We start from the raw sequence: 13,682 nt of genomic DNA, 5'->3' as shown, positions 1-13,682 counted from the left end.
ATTTAACTATTATAATTTTAACATCTGTTACTAAACACATATTTATATTGTTACTATTGACCTTTTTTACTTACAAGATGTCCTTCTTCAAACACCCCTATATATTGTTCACCATTTGGTGAAATTACAGTTCCTTCACCTTCCATTGCACCATTTTTGAACGGACCTATATATTTAACACCACTCATCCAAGTCATAGTTCCTTGACCTTCCATTTTGCCATTTTTAAACTCACCAATATATTTAGATCCATCAAGCCAAATATAAGTTCCTTGGCCTTCCGCTTTGTCATTTTTAAAATCCCCCATATATGCGTTATAATCTGACCTAATTATAGTTCCTTTACTATTTATATGCCCATTAGCCCAAATTCCAGAAATGGTATATTTCGCACCGTTTCCTGTTTGTCCAACAAATATTGCCTTAGGTTCTTGCGCAGAAAAACTTCCAAATCCATTTGGAAGATTATTTACGACACATCCAGTATAAGTACCATTTTGAGATCCTAATGTATAGTTTAAATTTTCAACATAATCACTATTTACAGTAATGCTTTCTGTGTTATCAGATTTATTACCAACTGAAAAAGTCATAATTTCTTTACTATTTATATGCCCATCAGACCAACTACCAGAGATGGTAAAAATTTTATCCGTTTCTTCTTGTTGCTCTTTAAATGACGACTTATTTCCTTGTGCATAAAAACTCCCATACCCATTTGGAGCATTATTTACAACGCATCCAGTATAAGTACCATCAATATTCCCTAATGTATATTTTAGATTTTTTACATAATCGCTATTTATAATAATATTTACTGTATTATCAGATACAACACCTGTTCCACCTAAAACTATAATATTATTATATTTATCACGTTGAGCTCTTATTGAAGCCATTACTGAATAATCAACTGAACTTCCTACTAAAATTAAAGGTGAGTTACTTGAAGCAGCCAATACACTGCCTGATAACGCATCAGCATATCCTTCACCTGATGCAACATAAACTTTATTATAACTAAACTTATCAGCAAAATGATTTAATACTGCGGCGTTTGTTTCATATCTGCTGTTTCCCCCAAGTCTTATTGGATTACTTAAATAGGAATCTATCTTAGTGCTTACAACTCCAATTCCACCAAGTATATAATTTTCAGCTAGTTTTTTATTTGCTAAAAAATCTTTAGTTGCTTCAGGTAAATCTTCTTTGTCGGTAAGTAGTATTGGCATGCTCTTTTTTGATGCAATTGAAGTTATAGATAAAGCATCTGCAAATCCATAACCATTAGTTATTACCACTCCACATACGTTTTTTAAATTTTTAGCCACTTCTACAGATGTTTCAAACCTATCTTGTCCATATATTCTGGTAGTTTCAATACCCATGTCCTCTATTTCAGATTTTACGTTATCAGATACAACGCCTCTTCCACCAACAATAAATACTTTTTTTACTTTCAGTCTTGATAATTGGTTTCTGGTTTCTGTGCTTAAGGCGTCCTTACCAGTTAGAAGTATAGGTGCTTTATATTGCTCAGCCAAAGGCGAAGCACATAATGCATCTGCAAAACCTTCTCCACTTGCTATTACAGCATACTCCGATGATGTCCATCCTGAATCTACAATTTTCGAATTAGTTTGGTACCTATCAGTCCCCCATAACCTATCTTGTAATGTTGCTGCATTTACAACATTTGATGTAAAGAACATTGCACAAGATAAGGTTACAGTAAATATAATACTTAATAATCTTTTCCTCATATTTGCCCCCTTCATCCCTTTACAAAAATACAGCCTATCAAGAAATAAACCGTATTTTCCATATATTACACTATTTTATTATATCCCTATTTGATCTATAGGGCAATATTGAGTTATAAGTAATACATTTTAAATTTAAAATACTTCAATAAAAACTGATGCTCTAATGAAATAATCAACATAAAAATACCTACTAGCAAATAAAAATTGCTAGCAGGTATTAAATATTTTATATCCTCGTCTTATCAATTACTATTTTCTTATTAGAAGTCCATTAAATTTAATTAAACCTAGTTAAACTTACTCATACTTAATGGACTGATATTGTCTATTGCAACATCAGTCCGTTTTGTAGTAGTGGTAATTTTGCAAAGATGTTCAGTGTGATTATTCTATAGAATATATCATTTGATGTAAACCCTTCAAATAATTAATCCTTGTTTTTAATCATATAAACTTTAATCCTATTTTATCCTAATTATTTTTTTCAGGTAACGGGTAACAGGTAACTGCTTGTCCTATATTTTATCAACGGTAATTAATAGTTTAACCATATCCACTCATCGTCTCTTGGTTTTTCATTTCCACCACTTGAGTTTGCTGATGATTTAGAAATATCCTCTGCAAGTATTTCACATCTCCATTTACCAGATGCTACAAGCCTATCATATAAGCTCATTCCATTGTACTTGTATCCAGACATCATAATTGGTGATTTTGCATCTTCTACGGTATCCATATATTTGCCCTGTCCTCTGTCTGTCATATCAATTTCATAGACTTTTCTATTTTTTCTAGTCTTTAATTCGTAGGGACTATCAAGATACATAAAGGTGCTAGTGTCATTCTTGAATTTGTTTATTAATGTAAGGGTATTTACACAATAAACCTCTACTCCCTCCATCTGCTCAATTACTTTATCAAGTGTATCATTCAACCATGTATCGTATGCAATGTCCTCATTTCCTGTAAAATCAGGTTTAGGTTGTTTACCAAGTCCGTTAAATGATTGTTTGAACATTACTAAGGCTGCTGCTGCAAGTTCTACTGATTTTTCCTCTGGAATGTATTCTTTCCATATTTCCTTCTGAATATCAAAGGTTTCAGGATCTGTTAAACTCAACATTCTTTTCTCAAATTTTTTAACTGCTGATTTATATGGTTCCCAAATCTTCTTTGCTGCTAGAAAGCACTCTTCTGAAAGTTCAGTATCTGCTATTAGGTCCAACACTTGGTAAGCTGTAAACGGATTACTAAGCATCTTGTGTATTAAAAACAACCTTGGGTTAAGGTCATTCATAATCCTTCGTTCAAACATATCTTTATCTACATTAATAGTTACAGCTCCAGAACCAGCATAGCCATCTATGAATGTAGTGCATCCACTTGCTCCATCCTCAATAAATTCATTTAATTGAGCTGATAGCTTACTCTTACTTCCGAAGTATGCGAAATTAGTTAAATATTTTTTATTCATCTTGCTTTTCCTCCATTAAATCATTTTTGTTATTGCTATCACTTTCAAAGTAGCAGTCTCTCCTTGTTTTTTATCAGGTCTTCTTATAGTTTTGTCTAAAGCTTCATCATCAGATTCTGCTATAAATCTTTTTTCCATTAACAATTCTCTTAACTCTCTATAGTTGTATCCAAGTTTACTCTCAAGTACATTAAATAGTGGACTTGGTATATAGTATACAAAATCTCTTATATATCCACTTGAAAGCTTTGTTTCTGCAAAGGTGCATAATTCTCTGTAGCATGTATCAAAATCCTGTTTTACTTTTACTTTTATTACCTGTTCAACTTTTACAACTGTCTCTGCAATTAATGTTTGTATGTATTCAGTTAAACCATCCAAATCAAATTTTAATCCTAGATACTGTTCTCCTAACTTTGCCGCGAGTAAAACTACCACTAGTTTCTCTGTTATTCCTTTTGATATTCCGTTTCCATCCATGCTAATTTCCTTTTCTTCTTCATGTAAACTCTCCTTTAATTTCTTAAAGTCATTTTCTGTCATTTTGTGCTTAAATAACTCATTCACAAAGTACATGCCTACATGCCCATAGTTCTCTTTGCAAGTTTTCTTAACTTTAGCTGCTTGTGCTGCATCTTTAAGTAGGTCTCCTTGTTCAACTTCTATTTCAACTAATCTTCGTAAAATTCCCATCTTATCACTATCTGTTTTCTCATATACTGAGTTTTCAGATGCACTAAATATGCAGGTATGCCAGGAACATCTGCTGTCCACTGAATATTCCTTATTTAATCTTCCTTTGCTTTTTCCGTCTTCAATATTATATAAGATGTCGGTGAAATTTTTTATTTTGCCCTGGCTGGTATCATCAAGGAGAAATGGCACACCCTCCAAATTATTTAATAAGGCACTTATTGCATTTTCTGTATTGTTCCAAGTGTTAGAAAGCCTTTCACCTTCTGGATTGTCCCATAAACTCATGCATAGTTTTAAAAGTATTGTTTTTCCTTGAGAACTTAATCCACAAATGTTTGCTATTAAACTCTTTAAACCTAATGCTCCATATATAGGTGCTGCCAATGACATGGCTATAAGAAACTGAGATATCAGTCTACCATCCATTACTTCATTACAAATGTCTATTGTCTTTTTCATAGCTCCCCTTTTCACAAGGTGGTGCTGATTATCATCTAGTGTACCTTTAAATGGTATTACTGATGAACCATCAAACCTTAGTTTTTTTGTTGCACTGTCTATACTCCATCCATGACCCTTATCATAGTAATAACGAACTGGTATTTTATCACTGTACTCCCTTAAAAATTTCTTTAATTCTTTGATGCAATTGGTAGATGTCCTTTGTCCTGATATATTTACTATTGGCACACTCTTTTTAAGCAAAGGACTATAATCATCCAAATTTAGAACTTTTCCGTTTGTTACAATAATGTCCTCACTCTGTTCAATGTCTCCTTTTTTATCTTTGAATAGAAGAGATAAAACAACTGTTTCCTTCAGGGTGTTTAAATCTTTTCTAACAAACAACCTCATTTCTACTCCAAATTTATCTCCTGCTATTGATGGTACAGTTATTGCACTGCTATTTACATTAGCTTTATTTATTGTTTTCATTTTTATCTAGACCTCTTTCCTTTTAAAATTGGTCTATATACGTATATAGATTTTATTATTTAAGGTCGAGCTCTTGACCTTATTTGTTTCTAATTTTTTACGTTTGCCTTACTTTAATTTTAAACTCTATATTCTGGTAAACTCTAGTTGTCCACTATCAATGTATTTATTTATCTTACTACTCTTAGTTCTGGTTTTTATTAAACGTATCTGCTATTTTTTCAAGTCGTTCATACATGCCTTCCTGTGTCATTCCTAAAGTAAGTTCATCACATTTATAGAATCTGTAAAGTTTTCCTCATTAAAGTCATATTGTTTATGAACTTGACTTAATCAAAAATATGATATGTTTTCGCCTTTTCATCTTTATGCCAAATAATTTTTCGCATATTATAATCTTCTACTGTAGGTTCTGAATATTCAAGTTCATCAACAGCTTCTATAATAGAATCATCTCCATAATCTACTCTTTTTACAAACTAATTTACTTATATAAATATCCTTTTTACATTACCAAGTGTTAAACTGTCTTTTATCCACGCAGAGGTCATTACTATGTTCTTTTATTATCACTAATTTTTTTCACTGCTTATAGTTCAATGTACTTTTATCCATTCAGAGGTTTTTGCAAAAAATAAAAAAAGACTCAATTACAAAATATAATTAAGTCTTTAAATATTATTTTATGTTTATATAATTTTACCTTCACTTAATTTAGCATATTCTTCTGACATAAGTTGATTATATAAATTAACTAGTCCTTCCGTTGTATTAATATATAGAACTCCCTCACAATTTTTACATTCAGAATTGTTTACATTTAAACATCCTTGTTTACATTCCAAATCATTAGATAAAAATTTATGACCTGCTAATACTCTCGCGCCTCTTCTTATGTTATTATCAGGCTCTTGTTTTTTACGTAGGTCCTCTTGGTCATTTAGTGTTGCTAATCCTATAAAACTATTTCTATAATCAAATGTATGTCCTATGTGATAAAAAGAATAATCAGTAATTGACTTCGCCTCTTTTGGTATTGACTGACACTTAACCCAATGATGCAATGGAACATGAATAGTTTTTTCATCTAAATTTGCGGGTCTTTTACCAGACTCCCATTGTAGACTGGTATATACTATACCACCAGTTTTAGGTTCAAGTCTTCTTTTAAAAGTTACTCCATCTATTTCCTCATAAAATTCTTTATTTCTTGTTCCTGCAGTATCATTTGTAAAGCTCCAAGTAGTTCCCCTAACATGTTTATTGTCAAGACTTATACACAAGTTATTTTTATAACATAACTTTGAACATGCTGTACAATTAGCGTGGTCATTTAAATAGTCTCCTTGAAATTTAGTATCAGTATTAGTATTTTTTGAAGGAGATATCAAGTCCATTACCTTATCAACATCATTAGCATCAATAACAACATATGCTCTATTTTCCTCACAAAAATTAATACCTTCATTTGGATAGTCTATACTCATTAAAACTATACCTTTTTTACTATCTAATATGTTGTACTGACTTAAAATATTTTCTTGAATTTTCTCTAAATCCTCACATAGAAAATAGAAGTCACTCTTAGTTGATAATAATTTAACATTATTTAAACCGTTATTTTTATTCTGTATTTTAACACGAACTACAGGTTTAATCATTTTCGATTTATTAATTACTTCATTAGATATTACTAAAAATTTAAATAATCTCATTGTCTTTCCCCTCAATTCCTTCATATATTGTATTTTCTAACTGTTTAATTCTTCTATAGTAAGTAGTTCTTCCTATATTTAGCTTCTGGCAGGCTTCCTTTACACTTATCTCATTTCTTTCAACTAGCTTCATATATGTTCTTAATTCAGCAAGCTCTCTTGGAATCCTACCTCTTTCATTTGGTGTCTCAGAACGTTCCATTTTATCTGATTGTCCACTAACTTTGTCTAAAGCTGCTATTATATTTAATATATATTTACCAAATTGGTTAGAAGTATCTAAATTTTCAGTTTTAATAAAAAGTTGTACACCCTTCTCTTGGGTCTGCATAATAAACCTTATTATAGACTTTACATTTTTACTAATGTTCTCAATACTATATATAAATACAATATCACCAGCCCTTACGTATTTAATTAATTCATTGAGTTCTATATTTCCACTATGTATTTCTGTAAATATCTTGTCTACATTTATATTATTTAAGTATTTCATTTGAGTCTTATAACTATGGCTATTTTCTTTACCCCGTATATATCCAATCTTCGTAAGAAATCACCTCCAGAACCTATATAGTATATATTAAATCGTTTTATAACATTTATGTCAATGTCTTATCTATTTTCAGTTTTTTACCAAGCTTCTAATTCGAAAGTGTTCCATAATTAAAATAAAAAAATGTTCCACAATAGCTTATTTTTATATAAAAAATTGTTCCTAAATACAAATTTTATATAAAAAATGAGGTATTGTACCTAAAATCATTTTTTGATTCTAAGTAACAATACCTCATGTTTTTTATAGCATGTATATTCAAGAATACCTGATGTATAAAGCTTTTTATTCTATGTTTATGCTATTTTGTTCTATTATTTGCTTGGTCGTGGTTGTTTCACCTGTGCCTGAGCTGCTGCAAGTCTTGCTGCTGGTACCCTAAATGGTGAACAGGATACATAATTTAATCCAACAGCATGACAGAATTCAACAGAGGATGGATCTCCTCCATGTTCTCCACATATTCCAAGATGAATATCAGGTCTTGTCTTTTTTCCAAGCTCTGCTGCCATCTTAACAAGCTTTCCTACTCCTCTTTGATCCAACTTTTGGAACGGATCGAATTCATATATCTTTTTCTCATAATAATCCTTTAAGAACTTACCAGCATCATCTCTTGAAAAACCAAAGGTCATTTGAGTTAAGTCATTTGTTCCAAAGGAGAAGAATTCAGCTTCCTCGGCTATTTCATCAGCAGTAAGAGCTGCTCTTGGTATTTCTATCATAGTACCTACTAAATATTTTAAATCTATTCCTTCTTTATTAATTACTTCGTTAGCAGTTCTAACAACTATATCCTTAACATACTTTAACTCTTTTACTTCTCCAACTAGTGGTATCATTATTTCTGGAACTATCTTATAGCCTTTTCTTTTCTTAACATCTATAGCAGCTTCTATAATAGCTCTAGTTTGCATTTCAGCCATTTCTGGATAGGATACTGGAAGACGACATCCTCTGTGTCCCATCATTGGGTTAAATTCATGTAAGGATTCAACAGTTTGTTTTAAATCTTCGAAACTTAATCCCATTTCTTTAGCTAAATCTCTTATATCTTCATCAAGTTGTGGTAAAAATTCATGTAGTGGTGGGTCTAATAATCTTATATTTACTGGTCTATCTTCCATAGCTTCATAGATTTTAATAAAATCTTCTCTCTGCATTGGAAGTAATTTATCTAATGCCTTTCTTCTTTGCTCCTCAGTTTTTGAAACTATCATTTCTCTAACTGCCGGTATTCTCTCTTCATCAAAAAACATATGTTCAGTTCTACAAAGCCCTATACCTTCAGCTCCGAACTTAATAGCCTGCTCAGCATCTCTAGCTGTATCTGCATTAGTTCTAACCTTTAATTTTCTTATTCCATCAGCCCAAGCCATAAGTGTTCCAAAATGTCCACCTATTTCATTCTCAATAGTTTTTATAGCTTGTCCGTATATGTTTCCTGTACTACCGTCTAGAGATATATAATCTCCTTCATGATATACCTTTCCGCCTAATTCAAAAGTCTTAGCTTCTTCATCTATTTTTAAGTCACCACATCCAGCTACACAACAAGTACCCATTCCTCTAGCAACAACTGCAGCATGGGAAGTCATTCCTCCTCTTGCAGTAAGTATACCTTCCGCTGCTACCATTCCTTCTATGTCCTCTGGAGATGTTTCAATTCTTACTAATACTACCTTTTCACCTTTTTCATGGTGTTCTTTTGCTGTTTCTGCTGTAAAATAAACCTTACCGCAAGCAGCACCAGGTGAAGCTGGAAGACCTTTTGCTATAATTTCTGTATTTTCTAATTCCTTAGAATCAAAGTTTGGGTGCAAAAGTGAGTCTAATTGTTTAGCATCAACCTTTAATATTGCTTCTTCTTTTGTAATAAGACCTTCTTCTACTAAATCAACAGCAATCTTTAATGCAGCCTGAGAAGTTCTCTTACCATTTCTTGTTTGAAGAAAATATAACTTTCCTTGTTCAATAGTAAACTCCATGTCTTGCATATCTTTATAGTGTTTTTCTAATCTTTCTGCTATTTCCATAAACTGTTTATAGCACTCTGGTAAGTCTTCTTCTAGTCTTGATATTGGAAGCGGAGTTCTTATACCAGCAACAACATCTTCTCCTTGAGCATTTATTAAATACTCACCAAATATAAGCTTTTCTCCTGTAGCAGGATTTCTAGTAAATGCAACTCCTGTTCCAGATGTTTCTCCCATGTTACCAAATACCATTGATTGAACGTTAACTGCTGTTCCCCATTCCCTTGGAATGTCATTTAATCTTCTGTAAACTACTGCTCTTGGATTGTCCCAAGATCTAAATACAGCTGTTACAGCTTCTAATAACTGCTCTTTTGGGTCCTGCGGAAAATCTTTTCCCATTTCTTTTATATATAAAGCTTTATATTTCTTAACAACTTCTTTTAAGTCTGATGAAGTTAAATCTGTATCAAATTTTATTCCCTTTGCATCCTTTACTTCATCAAGAATGTCTTCAAATTTTCTCTTCTCAATTCCCATAACAACATCAGAAAACATTTGAATAAATCTTCTATATGAATCATAAGCGAATCTTTCATTATTAGTTAGTCCGCTTAAACCTTCTACTGTTTCATCATTTAAACCTAAGTTTAATATTGTATCCATCATTCCCGGCATTGAAACTCTTGCTCCTGACCTTACTGAAACAAGTAGTGGATTATTTACGCTACCAAACTTTTTTCCAGTGGTTTCTTCAATGCTAGCTAATGCACTATAAATTTGACCTACAACCTCTTCAGATAACTGCTTATCATCCTCATAGTATTTTGTGCAAGCTTCTGTAGACAATGTGAAGCCTTCTGGAACAGGTATGCCTAGATTCATCATCTCAGCAAGATTAGCTCCTTTTCCCCCAAGTAAATTCTTCATCTTTGCATTTCCTTCATTAAAAAGATATACGTATTTTTTATTTTCCATTAAATCGCACGCCCCTCTATATAAACATTTTGATGTATATTTATTATATATTATGTATTATATATGATATAGTATATACTATATCATATAATTGTGCAATATGTAATATACGATATGTGTTAAATAATAATTAAAATTTAGTTATGAGGTAGCATAATACAAAAAGGCAGATACTTTTTTATTCTATTTAAATGTTTATACCCTTATAAACAAAGTCTTGCCCTGAGAGTAAAATTTTAAAAAAGCAGCTTATAATTTGACATTAAATTCGTTTCACTGTAAGCTATGTCTTGGGTAAATTTCAAACTAAATAGTTTTAAATTTATGTTGCTGTGAAAGAGCTTCCTGAGCTAAACATTATATATTTATAGTTAAATCAGAAATAAATGCAGCAGAATTTATTGCCCCAAGGAGGAAACTTAATGAAGATAATACAAGTAAAAGGAAATACATTTTGCATTGATACTGGAATGACCTACATACCTTTTTATAAGATTAATGATGAAGAAATTATTATGTTGGATTCAGGATGGGCGCAGGGAGAAAGAGAGCAAATCGATAGGCTTTTAGATACCAATAATTTTAAAGTGTCTGCTATAGTATGCAGCCATGCACACATAGATCATATAGGAAATGCTGCATATTTGAAGAGAAAGTATAACTGTATTATTGCTATGTCAGCCTATGAGGCTCTCTTCTGCAGCTCCACAGTAAACTTAAAGGTTTATTATAGTAATCAAACCTTATCTGATGTTACAAAGCATTTTGGACATATGGTTTGTGAAACAGACATTATGATTTCAGACGATCATGATAAAATATATGTGTGTGGTATTAAATTTAAAATTATTCATACACCAGGTCATAGTCCTGCACATATATGCATTATTACCCCTGATGATGTTGCCTATTTAGGAGATGCCCTCATAAGTTATGAAGTAATGGAGGGTGCTAAAATGCCTTATGCTTATATATTACGGGAGGATTTAAAAAGTAAAGAAAAACTTTATAATTTAAAATGCAGTAAATATATAGTAGCACATAAAGGTATGTACAATGATATTACAAAACTTATAGCTGATAACATACATTTTTATAAAAACAGGGCTGCAAGAATATATGACATTATAGATGGTACCATGACAATGCAGGATATTATGAAGTCCGTTATTAAAAACTTTAATATTCCAGTAAAAAGCATATATAAATATGCGGTAGTAGAAAGAATGTTACGATCCTATGTGGAATATTTAAATGAAACTGGGGCCATAGAATTAAATATGGAAGATGGCTTTCTTAAATATTCAAAAGACAAAGCCTACAGAAGTATTTAGTATACCCCATTAATGAAGCTTATGAAACTAAACCAAGAATCCAGTAGGGTTTCAACCCCGCCAGATTCTTGGTTTAATTAATTTTAAGCATTTTTAAATTAATTATTTTCTGATAGCTCTAGATGCTTTATATATTTCCACATAATAAAATCCTTTAAAGATTTTCTTTTGTTTCTAAGTTCTTTAAGTTCCTCAGCTGTAGTGCTATTCAATATGTATTGTTCGAAGCTAGAAGCATCTTCTTCGTTAAAATTGTTATCTACAACCCACTTATACCCCTTATTTGCTGCTACTATTAATAATGGGTCTACTGACTTTTCCTTAAGTACTTTTTTAATTTCATTAATGTCCATTTTTTCACACTCTCTTCTTTCTACTAGATTAACTATTATGTATTTATAACGAATTATATCTTTATAATCTTATCTTTAGCATATAACTTACTTGAAATCCACATCCAAAGCATAACATATAAAATTGAAAAATATAAGGAATCTAACCACTGGCCTGCCCAAGGAGTTACAAACCTTAATGTTACCCACCTACAAAAAAGCAAGGGTTCCTTGAATTGAGCATCGTAGATAGGAATTCTCCAAATAGTTTTCCTTATAAGTTCAGAAACTAAGTAAACAAAAATTGGACTACTTCCTAAAAATATAAATGGCTTTAATAAGCCTTCTTTCTTATAAATATCACAAACCAAATACAACAAGGCTAAACTTAAAGCTGCCACAGCCCCAGTTATAAGTACAAAGGAACTGGTCCATATCATTTTATTATACGGAATAACCCTACTAAATAATGAAGCTCCTATAAATCCCACTATGGATAAAGCTATCATACCTGCTACTTTATAGTAGTCATTTATATTTTTATAGTTTAATAAACATCCCATTATGCAGCCTAATAATCCTGTGGCTATTGACGGTATAGTACTAATTATTCCCTCTGGATCCCAAGTTATATAAGCTAGATGCCCACTTAAATAATAGGAATCTATTTTTTGTTCCAAATTTCCTTCAATATTGAATCCATAAGGCTTTATCAAAAAGTAGTATCCTAAAATTATTATAAAAGAAATTATTATTAACGAACCTGTAACATATCTATCATCCTTAAAGCTCTTTTTAACAATTAGAAATACTATAGATGCAAATAAATATACTATTCCCAGCCTTGCTAAAACGCTAGGTATTCTCATAGAATGAAAATCAAAAATTGGAAATCCATTTAAAAATAATCCTAAGAGTATTAATATTATACTTCTTATAAAAACCTTTGAAATTATAGCTGCCATTCCTACCTTTAATGCTAATCTCTTTTCTATTACAACTGGAATAGTAATTCCCATTACTATTATAAAAAACGGAAAAGCAAAATCAGCAAAGGTTAATCCTCCCCAAGGCATATGCCTTAATTGAATATAATTTCTATCTGTATTTCCAGGATTATTGCATAAAACCATCATAGCTACTGCAAATCCTCTAAGTACATCTACAGACCTTATTCTTGAATTCAATAATTTCACATCCCTCTTTATAAGTTAATTTTATATTTACTAACAAGCTCACCTTACTTGCTAATACCACAGAGCACAGCGAAAAAAGTGAGCTTTATTGTTAAATATTTTCTACAAATTGAATTTTTAATCCATTTGGATCTAATACATAGAAAAACCTAGTATGTGGATTTGGCTGGAAGGGTCCACTATAAATGTCCATGCCTTTTTCTTTAATATAAGCCATCATTTCATCTACTGAATTCACTTCAAAGCCAAGAGAAATATCGTGTCCATAGTTTACATCTTTCAAAGCCTCATTGCATATAAGTTCAATCTTTGTTTCACCATCCCCTAAAAATACAATTTCTATTCCTGGGCCTGCATTGAATCTTCTGTCCACATTTAGTCCAACTATGTCCCTGTAAAACCTTAGAGATTCCTCTAAATTTTTAACCATTAATGTACTCCAGCAAAATTTCATAATTTAATTCCTCCCTAAATTATTTTTATTATTTAATATTCCACCTATAGACTCTTTTCTATGTCTATATATGAATTATACGCCTATACCTTTAATATATATAGCCTTATAAAAAATGTTAGTAAAATATTAATGGATTATTTTTATTGAATCAATGCAAAAAATAAAAATCGCTAAGCAACTAAATTGCTTAGCGATTTTTTACTTACCTGGCAGCGACCTACTCTTCCACTCAGTCTCCCGAGCAGTACCATCGGCACTGTGAAGCT

General features: G+C 31.4%; 10 protein-coding genes. 1 reads left to right on the top strand and 9 read right to left on the bottom strand.

Annotated features, from left to right (window positions below):
- Nucleotides 1–53 precede the first annotated feature (53 nt).
- From N4T77_RS00050 to ppdK, 6 genes are all read right to left on the bottom strand, one after another.
- Complete coding sequence (locus N4T77_RS00050) at nt 54–1,763, bottom strand: cell wall-binding repeat-containing protein (RefSeq protein WP_261669655.1); 1,710 nt, start codon at nt 1,761–1,763, stop codon at nt 54–56.
- 538 nt (nt 1,764–2,301) lie between these two features.
- Complete coding sequence (locus N4T77_RS00045) at nt 2,302–3,240, bottom strand: DNA adenine methylase (protein ID WP_261669654.1); 939 nt, start codon at nt 3,238–3,240, stop codon at nt 2,302–2,304.
- Between the two features lie 15 nt (nt 3,241–3,255).
- Nucleotides 3,256–4,872 carry a DUF927 domain-containing protein gene (locus N4T77_RS00040; RefSeq protein ID WP_261669653.1) on the bottom strand — a complete coding sequence of 539 codons (1,617 nt, stop codon included), beginning with the start codon at nt 4,870–4,872 and terminating at the stop codon, nt 3,256–3,258.
- A gap of 689 nt (nt 4,873–5,561) precedes the next feature.
- Nucleotides 5,562–6,587: a hypothetical protein gene (locus tag N4T77_RS00035; RefSeq protein ID WP_261669652.1), complete on the bottom strand. Its 1,026-nt coding sequence runs from the start codon at nt 6,585–6,587 to the stop codon at nt 5,562–5,564.
- Complete coding sequence (locus N4T77_RS00030) at nt 6,574–7,122, bottom strand: recombinase family protein (RefSeq protein WP_261670003.1); 549 nt, start codon at nt 7,120–7,122, stop codon at nt 6,574–6,576. Before N4T77_RS00030 ends, N4T77_RS00035 begins: the two co-directional genes overlap by 14 nt.
- Before the next feature lie 335 nt (nt 7,123–7,457).
- Nucleotides 7,458–10,097: a pyruvate, phosphate dikinase gene (gene ppdK, locus N4T77_RS00025; RefSeq protein WP_261669651.1), complete on the bottom strand. Its 2,640-nt coding sequence runs from the start codon at nt 10,095–10,097 to the stop codon at nt 7,458–7,460.
- A 422-nt stretch (nt 10,098–10,519) separates the two neighbouring features.
- Between ppdK and N4T77_RS00020 the strand changes: the two genes are divergently transcribed.
- On the top strand, nt 10,520–11,431 hold the full coding sequence (locus N4T77_RS00020; protein ID WP_261669650.1) for an MBL fold metallo-hydrolase: 912 nt from the start codon (nt 10,520–10,522) through the stop codon (nt 11,429–11,431).
- Nucleotides 11,432–11,529: 98 nt separating this feature from the next.
- On the opposite strand, the gene N4T77_RS00015 is transcribed toward N4T77_RS00020, so the two are convergent.
- From N4T77_RS00015 to N4T77_RS00005, 3 genes are all read right to left on the bottom strand, one after another.
- Nucleotides 11,530–11,784, bottom strand: coding sequence for a hypothetical protein (locus N4T77_RS00015; protein ID WP_261669649.1), 255 nt, complete (start codon nt 11,782–11,784; stop codon nt 11,530–11,532).
- A gap of 53 nt (nt 11,785–11,837) precedes the next feature.
- A complete protein-coding gene (locus N4T77_RS00010; protein ID WP_261669648.1) occupies nt 11,838–12,950 on the bottom strand; it encodes an acyltransferase family protein in 1,113 nt (370 codons plus the stop codon).
- Between the two features lie 100 nt (nt 12,951–13,050).
- Nucleotides 13,051–13,413 carry a VOC family protein gene (locus N4T77_RS00005; protein ID WP_261669647.1) on the bottom strand — a complete coding sequence of 121 codons (363 nt, stop codon included), beginning with the start codon at nt 13,411–13,413 and terminating at the stop codon, nt 13,051–13,053.
- Nucleotides 13,414–13,682: the final 269 nt, after the last annotated feature.

The organism is Clostridium sp. CX1 (assembly GCF_025398335.1).
GTDB lineage: Bacteria > Bacillota > Clostridia > Clostridiales > Clostridiaceae > Clostridium_AM > Clostridium_AM tanneri.
Note: the sequence above shows the minus strand (reverse complement) of the source record. Positions and strands in the feature narration are given on the sequence as shown.